At 72.3% G+C, this 20,456-nt stretch carries 24 protein-coding genes; 12 read left to right on the top strand and 12 right to left on the bottom strand.

The window, feature by feature from the left end; genetic code table 11:
* The first annotated feature begins 27 nt into the window (after positions 1-27).
* Complete coding sequence (locus tag ACIRVH_RS07460; RefSeq protein ID WP_403949162.1) at positions 28-837, top strand: phytanoyl-CoA dioxygenase family protein; 810 nt, start codon at positions 28-30, stop codon at positions 835-837.
* Between the two features lie 23 nt (positions 838-860).
* On the opposite strand, the gene ACIRVH_RS07455 is transcribed toward ACIRVH_RS07460, so the two are convergent.
* Positions 861-1,829, bottom strand: coding sequence for an aldo/keto reductase (locus ACIRVH_RS07455; RefSeq protein WP_403949159.1), 969 nt, complete (start codon positions 1,827-1,829; stop codon positions 861-863).
* 106 nt (positions 1,830-1,935) lie between these two features.
* On the opposite strand from ACIRVH_RS07455, the gene ACIRVH_RS07450 reads away from it, so the two are divergent.
* Positions 1,936-2,802 carry an endo alpha-1,4 polygalactosaminidase gene (locus tag ACIRVH_RS07450; RefSeq protein WP_403949926.1) on the top strand — a complete coding sequence of 289 codons (867 nt, stop codon included), beginning with the start codon at positions 1,936-1,938 and terminating at the stop codon, positions 2,800-2,802.
* A 25-nt stretch (positions 2,803-2,827) separates the two neighbouring features.
* On the opposite strand, the gene ACIRVH_RS07445 is transcribed toward ACIRVH_RS07450, so the two are convergent.
* Together ACIRVH_RS07445 and ACIRVH_RS07440 are read right to left on the bottom strand one after the other, a co-directional pair.
* Complete coding sequence (locus ACIRVH_RS07445) at positions 2,828-3,361, bottom strand: flavoprotein (RefSeq protein WP_403949156.1); 534 nt, start codon at positions 3,359-3,361, stop codon at positions 2,828-2,830.
* A gap of 9 nt (positions 3,362-3,370) precedes the next feature.
* Positions 3,371-3,829, bottom strand: a complete 459-nt coding sequence (locus tag ACIRVH_RS07440; protein WP_403949153.1) for a nuclear transport factor 2 family protein — start codon at positions 3,827-3,829, stop codon at positions 3,371-3,373.
* Between the two features lie 119 nt (positions 3,830-3,948).
* Here ACIRVH_RS07440 and ACIRVH_RS07435 point away from each other — a divergent pair, with 119 nt between their 5' ends.
* The gene (locus tag ACIRVH_RS07435; RefSeq protein WP_403949151.1) at positions 3,949-4,503 is read left to right on the top strand and encodes a TetR/AcrR family transcriptional regulator; all 555 of its coding nucleotides are present in this window, start codon (positions 3,949-3,951) and stop codon (positions 4,501-4,503) included.
* A 331-nt stretch (positions 4,504-4,834) separates the two neighbouring features.
* On the opposite strand, the gene ACIRVH_RS07430 is transcribed toward ACIRVH_RS07435, so the two are convergent.
* Both ACIRVH_RS07430 and ACIRVH_RS07425 read right to left on the bottom strand, forming a co-directional pair.
* Positions 4,835-5,035, bottom strand: coding sequence for a ferredoxin (locus ACIRVH_RS07430; RefSeq protein WP_403949148.1), 201 nt, complete (start codon positions 5,033-5,035; stop codon positions 4,835-4,837).
* Positions 5,036-5,047: 12 nt separating this feature from the next.
* Positions 5,048-6,277 (bottom strand): cytochrome P450, encoded by a 1,230-nt coding sequence (locus tag ACIRVH_RS07425; RefSeq protein ID WP_403949146.1) that lies wholly within the window; start codon positions 6,275-6,277, stop codon positions 5,048-5,050.
* Positions 6,278-6,571: 294 nt separating this feature from the next.
* Between ACIRVH_RS07425 and ACIRVH_RS07420 the strand changes: the two genes are divergently transcribed.
* Positions 6,572-7,204: a LysE family transporter gene (locus ACIRVH_RS07420; RefSeq protein WP_403949145.1), complete on the top strand. Its 633-nt coding sequence runs from the start codon at positions 6,572-6,574 to the stop codon at positions 7,202-7,204.
* A 10-nt stretch (positions 7,205-7,214) separates the two neighbouring features.
* Here ACIRVH_RS07420 and ACIRVH_RS07415 read toward each other — a convergent pair whose 3' ends face one another.
* Positions 7,215-7,673, bottom strand: a complete 459-nt coding sequence (locus ACIRVH_RS07415) for a nuclear transport factor 2 family protein (RefSeq protein WP_403949142.1) — start codon at positions 7,671-7,673, stop codon at positions 7,215-7,217.
* A gap of 228 nt (positions 7,674-7,901) precedes the next feature.
* On the opposite strand from ACIRVH_RS07415, the gene ACIRVH_RS07410 reads away from it, so the two are divergent.
* Positions 7,902-8,351: a nitroreductase family deazaflavin-dependent oxidoreductase gene (locus ACIRVH_RS07410; RefSeq protein ID WP_403949139.1), complete on the top strand. Its 450-nt coding sequence runs from the start codon at positions 7,902-7,904 to the stop codon at positions 8,349-8,351.
* Between the two features lie 217 nt (positions 8,352-8,568).
* Positions 8,569-8,877, top strand: coding sequence for a DUF4235 domain-containing protein (locus ACIRVH_RS07405; RefSeq protein ID WP_403949137.1), 309 nt, complete (start codon positions 8,569-8,571; stop codon positions 8,875-8,877).
* Positions 8,878-8,911: 34 nt separating this feature from the next.
* Here ACIRVH_RS07405 and ACIRVH_RS07400 read toward each other — a convergent pair whose 3' ends face one another.
* Both ACIRVH_RS07400 and ACIRVH_RS07395 read right to left on the bottom strand, forming a co-directional pair.
* Complete coding sequence (locus ACIRVH_RS07400; RefSeq protein ID WP_336109461.1) at positions 8,912-9,376, bottom strand: pyridoxamine 5'-phosphate oxidase family protein; 465 nt, start codon at positions 9,374-9,376, stop codon at positions 8,912-8,914.
* 65 nt (positions 9,377-9,441) lie between these two features.
* A complete protein-coding gene (locus ACIRVH_RS07395) occupies positions 9,442-10,161 on the bottom strand; it encodes a helix-turn-helix domain-containing protein (RefSeq protein WP_403949134.1) in 720 nt (239 codons plus the stop codon).
* 125 nt (positions 10,162-10,286) lie between these two features.
* On the opposite strand from ACIRVH_RS07395, the gene ACIRVH_RS07390 reads away from it, so the two are divergent.
* From ACIRVH_RS07390 to ACIRVH_RS07370, 5 genes are all read left to right on the top strand, one after another.
* Positions 10,287-11,789, top strand: a complete 1,503-nt coding sequence (locus ACIRVH_RS07390) for an APC family permease (protein WP_403949132.1) — start codon at positions 10,287-10,289, stop codon at positions 11,787-11,789.
* Between the two features lie 18 nt (positions 11,790-11,807).
* A complete protein-coding gene (locus ACIRVH_RS07385) occupies positions 11,808-13,439 on the top strand; it encodes an amidohydrolase (protein WP_403949129.1) in 1,632 nt (543 codons plus the stop codon).
* Positions 13,440-13,532: 93 nt separating this feature from the next.
* Entirely contained in the window at positions 13,533-14,771 is a 1,239-nt protein-coding gene (locus ACIRVH_RS07380) for a helix-turn-helix domain-containing protein (RefSeq protein WP_403949128.1), read from the top strand.
* A gap of 63 nt (positions 14,772-14,834) precedes the next feature.
* Entirely contained in the window at positions 14,835-15,197 is a 363-nt protein-coding gene (locus ACIRVH_RS07375) for a DUF1304 domain-containing protein (RefSeq protein ID WP_403949923.1), read from the top strand.
* Complete coding sequence (locus ACIRVH_RS07370; RefSeq protein ID WP_403949124.1) at positions 15,194-15,757, top strand: TetR/AcrR family transcriptional regulator; 564 nt, start codon at positions 15,194-15,196, stop codon at positions 15,755-15,757. Before ACIRVH_RS07375 ends, ACIRVH_RS07370 begins: the two co-directional genes overlap by 4 nt.
* Before the next feature lie 4 nt (positions 15,758-15,761).
* On the opposite strand, the gene ACIRVH_RS07365 is transcribed toward ACIRVH_RS07370, so the two are convergent.
* Entirely contained in the window at positions 15,762-16,607 is an 846-nt protein-coding gene (locus ACIRVH_RS07365; protein WP_403949121.1) for a hypothetical protein, read from the bottom strand.
* A gap of 298 nt (positions 16,608-16,905) precedes the next feature.
* On the opposite strand from ACIRVH_RS07365, the gene ACIRVH_RS07360 reads away from it, so the two are divergent.
* On the top strand, positions 16,906-17,286 hold the full coding sequence (locus ACIRVH_RS07360) for an anti-sigma factor antagonist (protein WP_403949118.1): 381 nt from the start codon (positions 16,906-16,908) through the stop codon (positions 17,284-17,286).
* A gap of 17 nt (positions 17,287-17,303) precedes the next feature.
* On the opposite strand, the gene ACIRVH_RS07355 is transcribed toward ACIRVH_RS07360, so the two are convergent.
* From ACIRVH_RS07355 to ACIRVH_RS07345, 3 genes are all read right to left on the bottom strand, one after another.
* Entirely contained in the window at positions 17,304-18,257 is a 954-nt protein-coding gene (locus tag ACIRVH_RS07355) for a ribose-phosphate diphosphokinase (protein WP_403949116.1), read from the bottom strand.
* Positions 18,258-18,333: 76 nt separating this feature from the next.
* Positions 18,334-20,100 (bottom strand): complex I subunit 5 family protein, encoded by a 1,767-nt coding sequence (locus tag ACIRVH_RS07350; RefSeq protein WP_403949114.1) that lies wholly within the window; start codon positions 20,098-20,100, stop codon positions 18,334-18,336.
* On the bottom strand, positions 20,100-20,447 hold the full coding sequence (locus tag ACIRVH_RS07345) for a sodium:proton antiporter (protein ID WP_403949111.1): 348 nt from the start codon (positions 20,445-20,447) through the stop codon (positions 20,100-20,102). The genes ACIRVH_RS07350 and ACIRVH_RS07345 overlap by 1 nt, the downstream gene beginning before the upstream one ends.
* Positions 20,448-20,456 lie beyond the last annotated feature (9 nt).

Raw genomic sequence — 20,456 nt, 5'->3', positions numbered from 1 at the left:
AGTGACCACCGGACGAGGAGCGGACACATGACAGCCACGGGTATCGGCGGCATCCTGCCCGACGCACTCCGGCAGCAGTTCGAGGAGGCGGGATTCACCGTCGTACGCGGGCTGTTCGGGTACGACGAGATCGAGCGGCTGCGCGACGGCTTCGCGGCGCTGCAGACGGCCGGGCCGGTCCCCGGGCACTTCGAGCCGCGGCCCGCTGACCCCGACCCGCTGCGCCGGCAGCCCCGGGTGATGCAGCCGCACGAGTTCAGCGCGCGGGCGCGGGAGTTCCTGCTGGACGCCCGGCTGCGGGCGGTGCTTGAGGTGCTGTTCGGCGAGGAGGTGCTGGCCGCGCAGAGCATGTTCTACTTCAAGCCGCCGGGTGCCCGGGGCCAGGCGCTGCACCAGGACAACTTCTATCTGCGGGTCGAGCCGGGCACCTGTGTGGCCGCGTGGGTGGCCTGCGACGTCATCGACCGGGACAACGGCGGCCTCGAAGTGGTCCCGGGCACGCACCGGATGGACCTGTTCTGTCCCGAAGTGGCGGACGAGGAGCTGTCGTTCGCCCGCGAGTACGTCCCGCCGCCGCCCGGTCTGACTCCGGTGCCCGTGGACCTGGCACCGGGCGACGTGCTGTTCTTCAACGGCAGCCTGGTGCACGGCTCGGGGCCCAACCGCAGCGCCCACCGCTTCCGGCGCTCCTTCATCGGGCACTACGTCGGCCGCTCCGCCGAACGCATCGGCGGCTACTACCGGACGCTGACCATGTCCGGTGCGCGGGTCCCGCTTCCGGAGAGCGAGGGTGCGGGTCCGTGCGGCACGGAGTTCGCACCGCACGGACCGCATTGAGGAGCGAGGGACCCCGCCGAGGATCAGTGGCCGCTGATCGCGCGCGGGGTGTAGGCCTCCGCCAGCTCCTCGATCTCCTTGTCGCTCAGCTCCAGTTCGACGGCCGCCGCCGCGTCCTCGACGTGCTGCGGCTTGGCCGCGCCGACGATCGGCGCGGCCACCGTGTCCTGGTGCAGCAGCCAGGCGAGGGCGACCCGCGCGCGCGGCACACCGCGGTCGGCGGCGACACGGGTGACGGCCTCGACGATCGAGCGGTCGCTCTCCAGGTAGAGGCGGCTGCCGAAGTTGTCCTGGGCGCTGCGCTCGGTGACGGTGCCCCAGTCGCGGGTGAGCCGGCCGCGGGCGAGCGGGCTCCAGGGCAGCACGCTCACGCCCTGGTCCGCGCAGAGCGGCAGCATCTCCCGCTCCTCCTCGCGGTAGAGCAGGTTGTAGTGGTTCTGCATGGACACGAACTTGGTCCAGCCGTGCCGCTCGGCCGTGTACTGGGCCTTGGAGAACTCCCAGGCGTACATCGAACTCGCCCCGATGTAGCGCACCTTGCCCGCCTTGACCACGTCGTGCAGCGCCTCCATCGTCTCCTCGATCGGAGTGGCGTGGTCGTAGCGGTGGATCTGGTAGAGGTCGACATAGTCGGTGCCGAGGCGGCGCAGGCTGTGGTCGAGCTCGGACATGATGGCCTTGCGGGACAGCCCGGCCCCGTTGGGGCCCGGCCGCATCCGGCCGTGCACCTTGGTGGCCAGCACGATCTCGTCGCGGTCGGCGAACTCGCGCAGGATCTTTCCGACGATCTCCTCGCTGGTGCCGTCGGAGTAGACGTTGGCGGTGTCGAAGAAGTTGACGCCCGCCTCCAGTGCCTGCCGGATCAGCGGCCGGGACGCCGCCTCGTCGAGGGTCCACTCGTGGACACCGCGGTCGGGCAGGCCGTAGGTCATGCAGCCCAGACAGATCCGCGACACGTCCAGGCCCGTCGAACCGAGCTTCACGTACTGCATCGTTACTGCTCCTGCCTTCCGGGGCGGTGGTCACTCAGGAGCGTACGGCGTGCTCCGGCGCCGACTTGACTGCGACGTCGCGCGGACGATTGGATCCTGACACGTGATCGATCGAGCGGACGTGCCCACCGAAGGCGTCTCCGGTGTCTCAGGTCCCGGGACCACCGCAAGCACCGCACTGCTCGCCCTCGCCGTAGCGGTGTCGGCACTGACGGGTTGTGACGCGGGCAGCGCGCCCGAGAAGCAGTCCCAGAAGCCCGCCGCCGTGCGCCTGCCACCGCGCCACGCCGGTTTCGACTACCAGATCGGCGGCGCCTATCCCCCGCCCGCCGGTGTCCGGATCGTCAGCCGCGACCGGTCCGACTCCCCGGCACCGGGCCTGTACAACATCTGCTACGTCAACGCCTTCCAGGCCCAGCCGGAGGAGCGCTCCTCCTGGCCGTCCGACCTGCTGCTGCGGGACGCCCGCGGCAAGGTCGTCATCGACGAGGACTGGAACGAGCCGCTGCTCGACCTGCGCACCCCGGCCAGGCGCAAGCGCGTGGCGGAGCGGGTCGACCAGTGGATCGACGGCTGCGCGAAGAAGGGCTACGACGCCGTCGAGCCCGACAACTACGACAGCTACACCCGCTCCCACCACCTGCTCACGGCGGCCGACGCGACCGCGTTCATGCGCCTGATCTCCCGGCACGCGCACGACCGGAACCTGGCCGTCGGGCAGAAGAACACCGCCGAACTGGCCGGGCAACGGCGGCAGGCCGGGCTGGACTTCGCCGTCGCGGAGGAGTGCGGGCAGTACGACGAGTGCGAGGTGTACGCCAAGGCGTTCGACGACCGCGTGGTGGACATCGAGTACACCGACAGCGGCCTGCGCAAGGCCCTCGCCCGCTGGGGCGACCGGCTGAGCGTCGTCCGCCGGGACGTGGACGTCTCCACACCGGGCAAGCCGGAATACGTCCGAAAGGTACGGTGACACGCCGGAGCGGCCCCGCCGTCCCTCAGGGCCGCTCCAGCAGGTCCAGCACGCTCTCCCAGGGGAACTCGGGCCGCCGGCCGTCCTCCTCGGGCATGCCGGAGTACGGCTCGCCGAAGCGGACGCCCATCCCGCGCAGCCGGAGCAGGCTGTCCTGGTAGGCGGGATGGGCGGCCAACGCGTCCGCCACGCAGGGCAGGACGGCGATCGGCACACCCAGCCCGGCGGCCTCGCACAGGGTGCCGACGGCGAGGGTGTCGGCCAGTCCGGCCGCCCACTTGTTGACGGTGTTGAAGGTGGCGGGGGCCACCACCACGGCGTCCGGCGGCGGGAACGGGCGCGGGTCGGCCGGGGAGCGCCAGGCGGACCGTATCGGCCGGCCCGCCTGTACCTCGACGGCGGCGGTGTCGAAGAAGCCGCCCAGGGCGACCGGTGTGGCGATGACCCCGACCTCCCAGCTCCGCTCCTGAGCGGCGGTGATCAGCTTGCTGACGCCGGCGGCGATCCCGGCCGCGCAGACGACGACGTAGAGGAAGGGCTTCCGGTCCTGTGCGGTCATCCGGGCACCCTACTGAAGCGGGAAGGTCTCTCCCCGCTCGGCCTCGGGACGCGGTCCGTGGATGCGCCGCTGGTCCTCCTCGATGCGGAGGTCGTTGATGCTCGCCTCCCGTCGGGTCATCAGGCCGTGCTCGTCGAACTCCCAGAGTTCGTTGCCGTAGGAGCGCCACCACTGACCGTCGGCGTCCCGGCACTCGTACTGGAACCGGACGGCGATGCGGTTGCCGTCGAAGGACCACAGGTCCTTGCGCAGCGCGTAGTCCCGCTCGCGCCGCCACTTCGCGGTGAGGAACTCGACGATCTCGGCGCGGCCGGTGACGAAGGTGTCGCGGTTGCGCCAGACGGAGTCCTCCGAGTAGGCGAGCGCCACCTTGTGCGGGTCGCGGGTGTTCCAGGCGTCCTCGGCGGCCTGGACCTTCTGCGCGGCGGTCTCGCGGGTGAAGGGAGGAAGGGGCGGGCGGTCGGTCATGGTGGCTCCTCGGCCTGTACGGGTTGCACGGCGTGCACAACACCGGAGAACGAGCGTTCTCCGTTTCGGCTGCTACCGTAGGAGAACGTTCGTTCTCTCGTCAAGGAGTGGGGTCGCAGATGGACAGCGCGGTCGCCCGGGACCAGGCGCTCGACGCCGCGGAGGAGCTGTTCTACGCCCGGGGCATCCAGTCCGTGGGCATGGACGAACTGCGCGGCGCCTCGGGCGTGTCGCTCAAGCGCCTCTACCAGCTGTTCCCGACCAAGGAGCAGCTCGTCGAGGCCTATCTGGCCCGGCGGGACGAGCGCTGGCGCGGACGGCTCGCCGAACACGTGACACGGCAGCCGGACCCGCGGGAGCGGATCCCGGCCGTCTTCGACTGGCTGGAAGGGTGGTTCGGCGAGGACGGCTTCCGCGGCTGCGCCTGGATCAACGCGTACGGCGAACTGGGCGCCACGTCGGCCCGCGTGGCGGAGCAGGTGCGCGCACACAAGGAGGCGTTCCGGGGCTACCTCGCCTCGCTCGTGACCGAGGCGGGGCTGCCCGCCGCACTGACCGGCCCCCTGTTCCTGCTGGCCGAGGGCGCCATGGTCACGGCGGGCGTCACCGGCAGCACCCGTCCGGCGGCCGAGGCCCGCGAGGCGGCCCGGGTGCTGGTGGCGGCGGCCGGCTAGGGGCTGCCTGACTCGACTTCGGTCGAGCGGGGGCACCCCCATGCCGGACGCCGCGGGGCAGGCCTGTCCGGGCGGATCAGGCCGGCCCGGGAGACGGCGCCTCATCGGCAGAGGTGGGCAGGGCACCGCACGAACGCAGCCGAGCGCGAGGAGTCGGCAGCCGTGGGCAACGCGGCTGCGGGTCCGTCACGCCCCTGAGGCGATGCGGGAGAGCGTGGGGAATCCGCGACCGGCGGCAACGCGACTGCGGGCCCCACGCCCTTGAGGCGATGCGGGAGGGCATGGCGGACCCCGTGGTTCCGGCCGATCCGGCGGACAGGCCACCCCAGGCTCAGCCGGCCGGCTCCGTCACCTTGATCGCACCCACCGGGCAGGCGCGGGCCGCCTCGCGGATCATCGGGTCGCCCGCGCCGTCCTCGCGGCCGGGGACCAGCATGCTGTAGCCGTCGTCGTCCTGGGTGAACACGCTCGGTGCGGTCAGCGCGCACTGGCCCGCACCGATGCAGACGTCCTTGTCGATCTCGATGTGCATGGACTGAGCCTCTTACCAGGTCACGGGGAGTTCCAGCATCCCCTGGATCGTGTCGCCGGGTTTGAAGGGAATCTCCTCCGCGGGCGCGGCCAGCCGCAGGCCGGGCAGCCGCCGGAGCAGGGCGCCGAGGGCGATCTCCAGCTCCGCGCGGGCCAGGTTCTGGCCCAGACACTGGTGGATGCCGAAGCCGAAGGCCACGTGGTGGCGGGCGGGGCGGTGGAAGTCCAGGGCGTCGGGGTCGTCGTACAGGGACGCGTCACGGTTGATGATCGAGGTCGCGAAGAGCACGCCCTCGCCGGCCCGGATCGTGGTGCCGGCGACCTCGATGTCCTCCAGGGCCACCCGCAGCATGCCCTCCGCGATGGACAGCATCCGCATCAGCTCCTCGACGGCCGCGGGCAGCAACGTCGGGTCGGCGCGCAGCTCGGCCAGCCGGTCGGGGTGCTGGAGCAGCGTGTAGGTGCCGAGGGAGATCATGTTGGCGGTCGTCTCGTGGCCGGCGACCAGCAGGATGACGGCCAGCGAGAGCAGTTCGGTCCGGTCCAGCGCACCCTCGCTCAGCTGCTGGTGGACGAGGTCGTCCAGGACCCCGTCACCGGGTTCGGCCTGCTGCGCCTTGCGGTCGATCAGGTCGCCGAGATAGGCCTCCAGCCGCTCGCGCGCCGCCTGGGTGTCGGCGGCCGACGGGCCGCGCAGCAGCCGGCGGGACTGCTCCTCGAAGAACTCGTGGTCGGCGTACGGCACCCCGAGCAGACCGCAGATCACCATGGACGGCACGGGCAGGGCGAAGGCGGAGACGAGTTCGGCCGGCGGGCCCTTCTCGATCATCGCGTCCAGGAGCCCGTCGACGACCCGCTGGATGGTGGGCCGCAGCTCGGTCGCGCGCTTGAGGGTGAACGACGGGATCATCATCCGCCGCTGCCGCTGGTGCACGGGGTCGTCGACGCCGAGCAGCGCGACCCGGCGGTCGCGGACGGCCGCGAAGCGGGCCGTGGGCATCGGGAAGTCGGGGCGGCTGCGGTCGGTGGACAGGCGGCCGTCGGCGAGCAGCGCGCGGGCGGTGGCATGGCCGGTGACCAGCCAGACCTCGCGGCCGTCGAAGAGGGTGGCGCGGGACAGGGCTCGCCCGTCGCGCAGCGGCTGGTATCCGGTGGGCGGGTGGTACGGGCAGGTGCGGTCCTGGGGGAAGGCGACGGGTTCGGCCGGGTTCGCCGGGCCGGTGATGTCCGTCAGTTCCGTCATGGAAAGACCTCGCAGACGAAAGAAGTGCGTCGTGCCGATCTTCATTAGATGCCCCAGGCATCTATGGGACGACGACAAGTTCGGCCAGATCGGTGATCGGTGCGATCTGGCCGAAGAGTGTGGTCACCGGGGTCGGGAACGCGCCGAAATTCGCTTGCCGCCGCGGAGCCGGCGGCCCGAAGATCTGCCCATGTTGCTTATGGACACCATTCTGCCGCCGACCACCGCCACCGTCCTTCCGGTGCGGGGCCAGCAGCAGCCGGGCCGTCATCGGAGGCCCGAGCCCGCGCGCCCGTGACGGCCGCGCTCCTCGCCGGCCTGCTGGCCGGCTACGGCATCGCGATTCCCGTCGGCGCGGTCGGGACCTACCTGGTCTCCCTCACCGCCCGCACCTCGCTGCGCACCGGCGCCTGTGCCGCCCTCGGCATCGCCACGGCCGACGGCCTGTACGCACTGGTGGCCGCGGCGGGCGGCTCGGCACTGGCGGCAGCGTTGCGGCCGGTGCTGACCCCGTTGCGCTGGACCTCGGCCCTGGTCCTCGTCGCCCTCGCGGTCTGGGGCGCGGCCCTGGCGCTGCGCCAGTACCGCGCCCATCGCCTGGCCACCCGCCCCGAGCGGCCGATTCCTGGTGCAGGACGCGCCTATCTCGGCCTTCTCGGGATCACCCTCCTGAACCCCGTCACGGTGATCTACTTCGTCGCGCTGGTGCTCGGCAGCAGTACCGCGGACGCCGTACGACCCCTGGAGCGGGCCGTGTTCGTCGTGGCGGCCTTCGCCGCCTCCGCGAGCTGGCAGCTGCTGCTGGCGGGCGGCGGCGCCCTGCTCGGCCGCGTCCTCACCGGCCGCCGGGGACGGTTGCTGACGGCGCTGGCCTCCAGCGGGGTGATCCTGGTGCTGGCGGCGCGGATGACGGTGACACCCGGGTGACCGGCGTCGGTCAGGGCACACGGGTGACCCAGGGGCCGGGTGCGAAGGCGCGGGCGACGGCGAGGCTGTCCTCGTAGACGTGGTGGCGCACGACTCGGCCGTCCCGGACGGTGAGGTGCAGCGCGAACCGGGCGGTGTAGGAGCGGCCGGTCGGTTCGGCCGTCTGCCGGATGACGCCGAGCACGACCGCGTCGTCGCCGTCGACCAGGATGCGTTCGATCCGAGTGTCCGCCTGCTCCGGGATGTGGTGGGCGGCCAGCTCGCGGTAGTGGGCGACGGCGTCGGCGCGGGTGGAGCGGTGCCGGATCCACGGGGTGTCGGCGCGGCCGTGCTCGTCCTCCGGCCAGCTCAGCTTCCAGTCGCCGTGCTCCGCGTACAGCTCTCCGATCCGTTCGGGGTCGCCCTGGCCGATCCGGCGGAGCAGTTCCTCCACGACGGAGCGGGTCGCGGTGGTGCAGGTGGGAAGCATGCACCGAGCCCCCTTTCTTGTCTCTCGTCTCTCGTCTCCGGTCCGGCCGTGGCGGGCGCGTGGTGATCACCCGGGATCACTGTGCCCGCGGCGTCCGGGGCGGCGCGATGACCCGTGGGGTAATCACCCGCCCGGGCGAAGTGGCCTGCGGTACGGATGATTCGGGCGGCCGCGGGTGTTGTACGTGGCCGCACGTCAGTCGTTGGACCGACCGAGGAGACGGTTGCCATGCCGCTTGAGGGCGAGTACGAACCCAGCCCGACCCAGTGGGTGCGCGAGCAGGTCGAGCTCTACGAGAGTTCGGGCGGGACGAAGGGCACGACACTGATGGACACCGGGATGCCGGTCATCATCCTGACCACCCGGGGCGGCAGGAGCCGGAAGATCCGGAAGACGCCGCTGATGCGGGTGGAGCACGAGGGACGGTACGCCGCGGTCGCCTCCCTCGGCGGCGCACCCAAGCACCCCGTCTGGTACTTCAACGTGAAGGCCGATCCCCATGTGGAACTGCAGGACGGCGCGGCCAAGCAGGACATGAGGGCCCGTGAGGTCACCGGCGCGGAGAAGGTCGAGTGGTGGGAGCGGGCCGTGGCCGCGTACCCGCCGTACGCCGACTACCAGAAGAAGACCTCGCGGGAGATCCCCGTGTTCGTCCTGGAGCAGTTCGACGGGAGCTGATTCAGGCCGGGAAACGGCTCCTTTTAGAAAAATCTGTGCCCGGGGCGCATGAACCGGCTTCCGGCCGGGCAGTCGTGCGTCAGGGCCCCGCCGCGTTCCCCCGTCGCGGCGGGGCCCTTCTGTGCCCTGCCCCGCGGCCGGTCCGGGGTGCCCGGGCGAACGGGTGGCGCCGCACGGGCCTGCCGCTGGAGGGGCGCGAGGCGGGAAGGAGTCACCCATGGCGAAGTACAAGAAGAAGAAGCTCCCCCTCGTCTACGCACCGCTCGGCTTCGCGCTCAGCTGGGCCGGCGGGGCGCTCGCGGGGCTGGCCTTCCGCAGGGCGTGGCTGGCGCTCCGGCACGAGGAGATCCCGCCCGACGCGCTGGACCAGGACCGCGGCTGGGCCGAGGTTTTGCTCGCCGCGGCGGTCCAGGGTGCCATCTTCGCGGTGGTGCGCAGCGCCGTCGACCGTACCGGCGCCAAGGCCATCGCCCGGTCGACGGGTGCGTGGCCGGTCACCGAGAAGGCCGACCGGGACCACGACTGACCCGCAGGCCCGGCCCGCGGGTCGGTCCCGGGTGTCAGTCGGCGACCAGCCACACCCCGTCGCGCATCAGCTCCCGCCCCTGCAGCTCGTTCTCCTCGCGCCAGGCCTGGACGCGCTGCGGGAGGACGTTGAAGTACAGGTAGCGGGTGGTGAGTCGGCGCGGGTCGAAGCCGGTCTTGCCGGCGAAGATCTCGGCGTCCTCCTCGGGCAGGTCCTCGGGGGTCACGGCCCGGACGACGCCCTCGATGATGACGACGTCCCGGGTCGGTCCGATGCCGATGCGGGCCTTGCCGGTGGCCACGAGGTTACGGCCGGTGGGGCTCGCGGCCGGGGTCGCGATCAGCAGCGTGGCGCCGTCCCAGACGAACGACAGGGGGACCAGATAGGGAGCGCCGCCGTCCTCGCCCGCGGTGGCGACCCAGGCGTCCTCGTCGTGCTCCAGCCGGTGGAGGGTGTCCTTCTTGCGCTGTTCGGCAGTGCGGGCGGGCGGCGGGGTCATGTCGTACGGCCTCCTCGGGACGGGCTGGTACTCGTATGACGTGTGAACGGCGTCCAGTGTGACCGTCAGCCGTCCGTCTGCGCACGGAAGTGATCAAGGCGTGTCTGGGCCGCCGAGAGCAGCAGCTCCAGTGCGGCCGGGTAGGAACTGGTCCGCATGGAGGCCACGAGCTGGCGGGCGGTGGCCGCGATGTTCGGGTGGGTGTCGGCCGGCAGCCGGGCGTAGGTGTCCCGCCACACCTCGGCCTCGGCCTGCTGGGCGGCCCGGGGCAGGGCGGTCACGGCGGAGTCCAGGGCACCGAAGGCGAGGGCCTGGTCGACGAAGGCGTGGTAGATCCGTACCGCCTCCGGGTCCGGGAACCCGGCCCGGCGCAGCACGCCGATCATGCTCTCGACCGCCTGGATCTCGTGCACCCGGCCGGTGACCCGGTGGGCGCTGAGCATCGCGGCCCGGGGGTGGGCGAGGGCACCCGCGTGCATGCGCAGGCCGAGGTCGCGCAGGTCGGCGCGCCAGTCGCCGGTGGGCCGCCAGACCCGCAGGGTACGGCCGATCAGCTCGTCGGCGATGGCGAGCATCAGGTCGTCGGTGTGCCGGAAGTACCGGTACAGGGAGCTGGGGTCGGCGCCCAGGGCGCGGCCGAGGCGCCGGACGGACAGGGCGTCGGCGCCGTGCTCCTCGATCAGCCGGAGCGCGGTCTCGACGATCAGCTCCGCGGAGAGCACGACGCCCTGTTTGGTGGGGCGCCTGCGCTGCCGGTCGGCGGCCGGGACGACACGTTCGGTCATGAGAGCCCTCCCTGGTGTGTGCCCGGCACCTTATGACAACACCGTTGACCTGTGAAGTGCACGGGCGGTTTCATCTGCGGTCACCGGGGCCGACCAGGCCCCCAGGTGCGAGCGGAGAACCGGCGATGAGCGAGACCCCCTTCGGTGTGGATCCACCCGCGCAGCCCGAGCTGCGCAAGTCCCTGAGTGTGCTGGACGGCGTCGCCGTCGCCGCGTCCAGTACGGCCGCGACCACCAGCATCGGCATCGGCCTCGGCGTGACGGCCGGCGTGGTCGGCCTGCATCTGCCGGCCATCATGCTGCTGGCCTTCCTGCCGATCCTCGGCATCGCCGGTTCCTACTCCCGGCTGAACCGGGTGGAGCCCAACGCGGGCAACGGCTATGTGTGGGTGGGCCGTTCGCTCAACCCCTGGCTCGGCTTCATGGTGGGCTGGGTGAACTTCGTGGCGAGCATCGCGTTCCTCGCGTACACCACGGCGGTCACCGGTTCCGCGATGCTGCAACTGGCCGGGGACGCGGGGCTGCACCGGATCGGCTCGCTCGCCCTGGATCCCGACTCGACGGCGCAGACCACGGCGGTGGGCATCCTGGTCCTCGTCGTGGTGACCCTCACCGCCGTGACCGGCGTCCGCACCGCGGCCCGGCTGCAGACCTGGCTGCTGGTCTTCGAGTACGCCGTGCTGCTGGGCTTCTGCGGATACGGCATCGCGGCCGGCCCGCACCCCTTCCGGCTGTCCTGGTTCAACCCGTTCGAGATCCCCTCGGCGACCGCGCTGGCGCAGGGGATGCTGCTGTCGGTGTTCTGCTACTGGGGCTTCGACGCCGCGTTCACCGTCAACGAGGAGGTGCGCGACCCCCGGGACGCCTCCAAGGCCGGGACGATCACCCTGGTGACCATGCTCGGGCTCTTCCTGCTCGGCTCGATCGCCTTCCAACGGGTTTTGTCCGAGGGCGAGTTGGCCGGGCATGGCGCACAGGGACTGGCGTACTTCGGTGATCGGCTGGCCTCTCAGCCGCTGGCCGCACTTCCCCTGGTGGCGCTGATGTTCTCGGCGGTGGCCTCGCTGCAGGCCGGGGTCATCCCGACGGCCCGCGGCATGTTCGCGATGAGCCGGGACCGTACCCTCGGACCTGTGTGGGCCAAGGTCAGCCCCCGGTACGGGACGCCGGCGGTCGGAACCGTGCTGATCGGGGCCCTGGCCACGACGGTGGCGGTGCTCGCGCTGGTGATCCCGCGCCTCTCCGACATGATCAATGCGACGGTGAACGCCGTCGGGATCGTCGTCGCCCTGTCCTACGCGCTCACCGCGCTCGCCGCCGCCGTGCGCTTCCGGTCCCTGCTGCGCGAGGACTGGTGGCAGGGCGTACGGGCGGTGGTGCTGCCCACGCTGAGCGCCGTCGCCCTGCTGGGTCTCGGCGGCTACCTCGGCTGGTCCTTCTACAGCTCCGCCGACCACTTCGAGGTCAGTGCGGACAACGGCTGGTTCCTGCTGCTCATGCCGCTGGTGATGATCGCGTCCGGGTTCGCCGTGGCCGCGTGGGCGAAGTGGGCGCGCCGATCACCGTACTTCCGCACCGGCATCGGCACGGACGCCGACTCCCAGCAGCTTCTGACCACCGCCAACTGAACCTACAGGAAAGGCATCATGCACGCTGATCTGCTCTTCACCGGCGGCCCCGTCCTCACTCCGGACGGCCGCACCGCGACCGCCGTGGCGGTCACCGCGGGCCGCATCACCGCCGTCGGGCACGACGAGCTGCGCGAGCTGGCCGGGCCGCGCACGGAGGTGGTCGACCTGGCCGGGCGGCTGCTGCTGCCGGGCTTCCAGGACGCGCACGTCCATCCGGTGCCGGCCGGCCTCGAGCTGACCCAGTGCGACCTGAGCGGCAGGACGACCGCCGAGGACACCGTGGCCGCCGTGCGCGCGTACGCCGAGGCCCACCCCGAGCGGGAGTGGATCCTCGGCGGCGGCTGGTCGATGGAGGCGTTCGAGGGCGGGACGCCGTCGAAGGAGCTGCTGGACGCGGTGGTCCCGGACCGGCCGGTGTACCTGCCCAACCGGGACCACCACGGCGCCTGGGTGAACAGCCGCGCGCTGGAGCTGGCCGGCATCGACAGGAACACCACCGACCCGGCCGACGGACGGATCGAGCGGGACGCCTCGGGCGAGCCGAGCGGCACGCTGCAGGAGGGTGCTATGCAGCTGGTCGGCCGGCTGACCCCGCCCGCCACCGCGGCGGACCGGCTGGCCGCGCTGCTGCACGCCCAGCGACATCTGCACGCGCTCGGCATCACCGCCTGGCAGGACGCGCTGATCGGGGACTTCCTCGGCATGGACGACCCGGCCGGGGCGTATCTGACGGCGGCCCGGGACGGCTCGCTGACGGCGCGGGTGACCGGCGCCCTGTGGTGGGACCGGGAGCGCGGGGCCGAGCAGATCCCCGAACTCGTCGAGAAGCGGGCCGCGTCGAGCCACGGCCGGTTCCGCGCGGGCACCGTGAAGCTGATGCTGGACGGGGTCGCCGAGAACCACACGGCCGCACTGCTCGACCCCTATCTGGACCGGTGCGGCTGCGCCACCGCCAACCGCGGCAAGAGCTTCATCGATCCGGCCCGACTGCCCAAGTACGTGACCGAGCTGGACGCGCTCGGCTTCCAGTGCCACTTCCACGCGCTGGGCGACCGGGCCGTACGGGACGCGCTGGACGCCGTGGAGGCGGCGCGCGCGGCCAACGGGCCGAGCGACACCCGGCCGCACCTGGCGCACCTGCAGGTGGTGCACCCGGACGACGTGCCGCGGTTCGCCCGGCTCGGTGCCACCGCCAACATCCAGCCGCTGTGGGCCGCGCACGAACCGCAGATGGACGAGCTGACCATCCCGTTCCTCGGGCCCGAACGGGCCGCGTGGCAGTACCCGTTCGGGGCACTGCTGCGCTCCGGGGCGCGGCTGGCGGCGGGCAGCGACTGGCCGGTGAGCAGTCCCGATCCGCTCCAGGGCATCCATGTCGCGGTCAACCGCGTGGAACCGGACGGCGCCCGGCCGGTGTTCCTGCCGGACGAGCGGCTGAGCCTGACGGACGCGCTCACCGCGTACACGGCCGGGTCGGCGTACGTGAACCACCTGGACGACACCGGCCGGGTGACCGTCGGGGCGCTCGCCGACCTGGTGGTACTGGACCGGGATCCGCTCGCCGGGCCGCCGGAGGCGATCGCGGAGACGGGCGTGGCGCTCACCTACGTGGAAGGCGAGAGGGTGTACGCGGCCACCGGGGCGTGAGGTGCTTCGTTTGTCACCGGTGCACAAGTACCGCACGGACAACTGTCCCTGAGTGATGAGCCCGCGGAGTTACCCGCGGGTATCGTCACCAGAGTGCCGAAGAGAGCCGCAGCGGTGGGCGTGGACACGGGCGGCCCGTTCAAGGCGTTGCCCCCGGGTCTGCCGGACCGCCTCAGACCGTATGTCCCCGAGATCACCGAGGAGGTCGTCCGCGCGATCGGGACCGGGATCCCCGAGTACGCGCGCCCCATGGACGACACGTACATGCAGGCCGTGCACCGGGGCGTGGACCACGCCCTGCGTGGACTGCTGGAGCGGATGGCCCAGCCGGACACCGACTGGGAGCCGGTGCGCGAGACGTACGAGCGCATCGGCCGCGGGGAGGCCGAGGAAGGCCGCAGCCTCGACTCGTTCCAGTCTGCGCTGCGGCTCGGCGCCCGGGTGACCTGGCGCCGGGTCAACGCCCTGGTGGACGGTGGGCTGTTGCCCCGCCATGTGCTGGGCGCCTTCGGTGAGGCGCTGTTCCTGCACCTGGACGAGATGGCGGCCGCGGCGACCGCGGCCTACACCGAGGCCCGGCTGCACGCGGCTGGTGAACTCCACCAACGGCGGGCCCGGTTGGTGGACCTGCTGACCGCCGATCCCCCGGCCTCGGCCGGGGCGATCGCCGATCTCGCGCATGCCGCGCGCTGGACGATGCCGCGGGCGGTGGCGGTGGTGGCCGTGGACCCCGGGCCCGGGGCCGGACCGATCGTGCCGCCGGAGTTCCTCACCCGGTTCGACGTCCAGCCCGCGCTGCTGGTGGTGCCCGATCCGGAGGGGCCGGGCCGGGCGCGGGCGGTGGCCGGGGCACTGCAGGGGCTGCGCGCCGCGATGGGGCCCACGGTGGCGCTGCACGAGGGTGCGCGCTCGCTGCGCTGGGCCACCGAGGCGCTGGACCTCGTACGGCGCGGTGTGCTGTCCGGCACGGATCCGGCCGGCGGTGTGGTGCGCTGCCAGGACCATCTGTCCACGCTGCTGCTCCTGCGGGACGACGCTCTGCTGGACGCGATGGCCGCGCACTGGCTGCGCCCGCTGGAGCAGGTGCGCCCGCCGCAGCGGGAGCGGCTCGCGGAGACCCTGCTGGGCTGGCTGCAGTCCGGCCGCGGAGTCGGGGAGGTGGCCGCACGTCTGGCGGTGCACCCGCAGACGGTCCGCTACCGGATGCGGCAGCTGGACGAGTTGTTCGGTGAGCTGCTGCACGACCCGGTGGCCCGCTTCGAGATCCAGCTGGCGTTAAGGGCCCGGGAGCTGCGCAGGGATGCCGCGGCCGGGGTGTGGGCCCCCGGGTGACTTCTTGGACAGGTGTCCGGTTATCCTGGACACCTGTCCAAGAAGATGAGGAGGGCGCTGGTCGTGGAGATCGTGGCGATCGTGCTGGTCGGCCTGGTGGCGGCGCTGCACGCGTACATCCTGGTGCTGGAGATGTTTTTGTGGCAGAAGAAGCCGGGGCGGGGGCTGCACGGATTCGATCCGGAGATGGCCCGGGCGACCGCGCCGCTGGCCGCCAACCAGGGCCTCTACAACGGCTTTCTGGCCGCGGGCCTGGTGTGGGGGCTGATCGCCGCCGACCCGACCGGGTTCCGGGTGCAGGTCTTCTTCCTGTCGTGCGTCGTGGTGGCGGGCGTGTTCGGCGCAGCCACGGCCAACCGCCGCATCCTGTTCGCCCAGGCGCTGCCCGGCGCACTGGCCCTGGCGGCCGTGCTCCTCGCCCGATGACCCCGGCGCCCCAGGAGGACCCCCGGGCCGCGCGCACCCGCGCCCGGCTGCGCGCGGCCCTGCTCGCGGAGTGCGCCGAGCGGCCGCTGGAGGAGGTCGGCGTGGCCGCGCTGGTGCGCCTGGCCGGGGTGGGCCGGGCCACGTTCTACGTCCACTACGACGGGCTGGAGGCGCTGGCGGTCGACACGTGCGCGGACGTCGTACGGCAGGCGGTGGACGCGCTGCACGCCTGGCGGGGACGGCCCGACCCGGCCAACGCACCGCCTGCGCTGCGGGAGTTCTTCGCGAGCCTCGCCCCGCACGCGGCCCTGTACCGGTCGCTGCTCGCACCGGGCGGCGGCGGGCCGCTCGGCCGGGTGCTGCACCGGGATCTGCGGGCCCGCAGCCTCGCCGAGCGCGAGCTGGCGGGTGCGGCGGACGCCCCGCTGGTCGCCTCGGCGGTCGCGGCGACCTTCGCGGGGGTCCTCGCGGACTGGCTGCACGGGCTGTTGGAGGCTGGCCCGGAGGAAGTCGCCGACCAGGTCTGGCAGTTGCTGGTCGCGCTGCACCGGAGCCGGTGACGGGTCACTTGCAGGCGGGACCGTTCTTCGTCTGCGGCCAGGCCTCCACTCCGTCGGAGGTGCGGACGTAGGCCATGTCCTTGTCATCGGTGAGCCACAGGTGCCGGCCGCGGTAGTGGTACCCGGTGTCGCGAGCGTCCGCCGGCATGCTCACGTTCTTGCGGTACGGCGTCCTGAGCAGGCCGTCCCGGTGGAGGACGCCCTCGGGATCGCGCATGTACGTGCGGTCGCCCAGGGTGAGGAAGTGGGCGGACTGCCAGTCGCAGTGTTCCGCGCCGTTGGAGCTGCTGAGCCGGCTCACCGGCACCCGCCTGCCGTTCTTGTTCGTCCAGACCTCCCAGCCCTGGGCGGCCGCGAACTTCGCGGGGAGCTCGGCCGGATCGCAGGAGGCGTTCGTCTCCGGGCCCCAACCGGGCCGGTTCTTCCGGTCCCTGGCCACCACGACGGCCACTTTGGTGCGGCCCTTGACGTCGAAGGAGTACAGCACGCGGTCCGCCTCCTTGCGCTCCACCCGGTAGCCGTGGTCGGGCTGCACCGGCTGGAACATGTCGAAGTAGAGCTTCAGCCCCTCCTCGGGGGTGCCTCCGCCGTCCGACCTGCCCCAACCGTCGGGGCCGCCGCCCTCGAAAATCTCCCCGTCGCACTCCAGCGCCCGGCCTGCAGCTCCGGAGGCCAGGCGCAGGGACCAAGGGCTGTCGTCGTCCACGGCCTTGGTGGGCACGTCGAGCGGACCGCTGTACGGGGTCGCCGGAGGTGTGCCGTCGACCACCACCCGCACTCCGGTGCCGTCGTCGCACCCCACCGCCGTCACGGCTGCCAGTACCGCCACGGCCACAAGTCCCCTGCGCATGCCCGCCCCTGTCCCTGGACTGTCGTCACGCTCCTCCGACACGCTCCTCAGACGCGGGGACGGGCCGGAACGTTCGGGGCTCGGCGGGCAACCTGCCGGACGATCCGGCGGGCGCTCTCGAAGGCGTCGGCACACGCTGTCCCAGCCACCCTGGAACCCTGCCGTCCAGATCACAGAACGACACGCAGCGCCAAACTCGAAGACATATGTCAATCGAACATGCTCAAATTCCTTCTGTCGAGGGTAACTTGACGGTCGAGAGACGGATTTCCAGGCGCGCGTGGGAGGTGATGCCGTCGTGCAGGAGGGGCCCACGCCGCTCACTCGGCATCTGCGCATACGCGAGGACCGCGGGCACACGGTGGTGGAGTTCCGCGGCGAGATCGACATCGCGGCGGCGACGGAGATCGCTCCCGCCCTGGACCGGATCACCGACCGGTCCGGGGTCCGGATCGTGATCGACCTGCGGTCCGTGGAGTTCTTCGACTGCTCCGGGCTGCGCCTGCTCTACCGGGCCCGCAGCCGGGTGCTGGAGCGGGGCGGGCGGCTGCACCTGGTGTGCACCCACCCGCTGACCCTGCGCGTCTTCCGGGTCACCGGACTGTCCCGGCTGCTGCCGCCGCAGGCGACGCCGGAGGCGGCCCTGGAACAGCCCGAGGCCGCCTCGGGCTCGCTGTGACGACGGCCGCGGTCCGCCTAGGCGCCTCTCGGCTCCTCGAAGAGGGCGCTCACGGACTCACCGTTGTGAATGCGGCGTACGGCCTCGGCGAGCGCGGGACCGATGGACAGGATGCGCAGCTTGTCCGTGTGCTCGTCCAGGGGCACCGGGACGGTGTTGGTGCACACGATCTCCAGCACGTCGGGCTGCTCGCTCAGCCGCTTGAGCGCACCGGCCGCGAACAGACCGTGCGTGCAGGCCACCCGGATCGAGCGCGGCCCCAACTCCCGTAGTTTCTGCAGCAGTTCGATGACGGTGCTGCCCTTGGCGATCTCGTCGTCCAGGACGATGACGTCCCGGTCGGCCACATCCCCGATCACGGAGCTGATGCTCACCCGGTCGTCCGCGAATCGCTGCTTGGCCCCGGCCGCCACCTGGGCGCCGATCAGCCGGGCGAAGGCGGCGGCCTCCTTGGCGTTGCCGAGGTCCGGGGAGACGACCGTGGTGCGCGAGAGGTCGTACTGCCGGAAGTGCGCGGCCAGTTCACGCAGCGCGTGCAGGTGGTCCACCGGCACCGAGAAGAAGCCGTGCACCTGCGGTGCGTGCAGGGTCATGGCGAGGACCCGGCTCGCCCCCGCCGCCACCAGCAGGTCGGCGACCAGCCGTCCGCCGAGGGAGATGCGGGGCGCGTCCTTCTTGTCGGAGCGGGCGTAGGAGTAGTGGGGCATGACGACGGTGATCCGGCCGGCCGAGGCACCCCGGGCCGCGTCGCACATCAGCAGCAGCTCCACCAGGTGCTCCTGGACGGGTCTGACCAGCGGCTGGATCAGGAAGACGTCCCGTTCCCGGCAGTTGGCCTGAAGCTGCACCTCCAGACAGTCGTTGGCGAACCGGCTGACCCGGATCGGGCTGAGCGGCACGCCCAGGTGGGCGCAGACCTCCTGAGCCAGTTCGGGATGGGCACTGCCACTGAAGACGGCGATGTCTCGCACGATCCGCTCCTCGCATGATCAGCACGGGCTGCGTCGATCATGCTACTGGCGGTCGAGGAAGCGAGGCACCGGACGGTCAGCCGCCCAGCACCCCGGGCAGGGTCAGCGCGCCCAGCACGGTGGCGCCGACCAGGAGCCAGGCCACGTAGTCGCCGATGTGGCCCGACTGCAGGCGGCGCAGGGGCAGCGCCCGGTCCGGGGTGGCCACCCAGCGCGGGCGGGCCACGGCGAGGGCGGCGAGGCCCACGGCCAGCAGGGCGGAGGCCAGGCCCAGCAGGATGCCGTGCGCTGTCCAGTGGACGGAGGCGTGGGCGCCGCCCGACCCGGCCTCGTTGACCGAGCGGGCCACCAGTGCGGCGAGGCCGGGGGCCACGCCGACGGCGAAGGCGGCGGCGAGCAGCACGGCGGGCACCGCGGTCATCGAGTCCGGGATGCGGGTCAGTCGCCTGCCGGTCTCGGGCTGCTCCCCGGACCCGCTGGTCTCGTACGCGGCGTCCTCCGGGCGCGGCCCGAGCCCCAGGAACACCCGGGCGGTGACCCGCAGCACCGCGCCCGCGGTCACCGCGGAGGCGAGCACGTACACCGCGGTGAGCGGGCCGCCGGCCGTCTCCTCGGTGATCGCCTTGCCGAGGGCCGTCCCGAACGGCGGAAGGCCCGCGAGGGCAAGCCCGCCGATCGCGAACATCACCGCGAACGCGCGCATCCCGCGCGCCCTGCCGTGCAGGGCGTGCTCGTCGACACTGCCGAACCGGTTCAGGAGCGCACCGGTGCAGGCGAACAGCGCGGCCTTCACCCCGGCGTGCCCGACGAGGTACAGGGCGACCCCGTCGTCCCCCTCGGGGGTGAGCACACCGAGGCCGACGAGGAACAGGCCGGTGTGCGCGACCGTGGAGTAGGCGAGCAGCCGTTTGATGTGCCGCTGGTACCAGCACATGACGGCGCCGACCGCGGCGGTGAGCACGCCCAGGGTCACCAGGGCCCGGGTCAGGTCGGCGGCGGGGATGCCGCCGGGTCCGGCGAAGACGGTGCCGTACACGCGCCAGACGCCGTAGGAGCCGAGTTCGACCATGACGCCGGACAGCAGCATGCACACCGGGGTGGGGGCGACCGCGTGCGCATCGGGAAGCCAGAAGTGGAACGGCACGGCGGCCGCCTTCACCAGCAACCCTGTCATGACCAGCACGAACGCGGCGAGGACGAGGGCGTCCGGCCCGCCCTGCGTGGCCGCGGTGTCCAGGCCGCGTCCGATCTTCGCCATGGCCAGTTCACCGGTGCGGGCGTACAGCAGGCCGATGCCCGACAGCATCGCGTACGCGCCGAGGGAGTTGACGACTCCGAAGGTCAGCGCGCCCTGCACGGCCTTCGCCTCGTCGATCCGGTAGCCGGTCAGCGCGTAGGCGACGACGCTCATCAGCTCGAAGAACACGAACGCGTTGAACAGGTCGCCGGCGAGCGCGAAGCCGCACATCGCACCCTGGAAGACCAGCATCAGCGCGGGGAAGGAACCGGCGTGGCCGCGCGGCGGCTCGTCGAAGTAGCGCCAGGAGTACACCAGCGCCGACAGGGTGAGCAGCGAGGCCAGCGCGGCCATGCCCAGCGCCGGACCGTCCCCGACCAGCACGATGCCGACGCTCTCCCCGTCGACGGGCCGCCAGCCGCCGACCCATTCCACCAGCGGCGGCGAGGAGTTGAGGAGCAGCACGAGCGCGAGGGCGGCCGTGGCGCCGGAGACGACGCACCCGGTGGTCTCGGCCACGACCCGGGACAGCCGGAGGCCCGTGGCCACCAGCAGAGCGGCCCCGAGCAGCGGCACCGCGAAGAGCAGCGGAAGCAGGTGGTGCATCAGCCGCGCAGCTCTCTCAGCTCGTCCGGGTCGAGGGTGCCGTGCCGCTTGGCGACCTGCAGGACGAGGGCGAGCAGCAGCGCGGTGACGGTGGCGCCGACCACGATGTCGGTGAGGGTGAGCGCCTGCACGACCGGGTCGACGACCGGCCGGGACCCCGGCTCGATGTCGGAGAAGACCGGCGCGGTCGCCCCGTCGCGGTAGCCGACGGCCAGCAGCAGGACGTACGTGGACGACTGGCACACGGCCAGGCAGCCCACGGTGTGGATCAGGTTGCGGCTGGTGGCGAGGCCGTAGCAGCCGGTCAGGAAGACGTAGGCGGCGATCAGGTAGGGAAGGACGTGCATCACGGCGTT

The organism is Streptomyces sp. NPDC101165 (genome assembly GCF_044768135.1).
Lineage (GTDB): Bacteria > Actinomycetota > Actinomycetes > Streptomycetales > Streptomycetaceae > Streptomyces.
The sequence above is the reverse complement of the archived record's forward strand: the minus strand, read 5'-3'. Positions and strand labels throughout refer to the sequence as shown.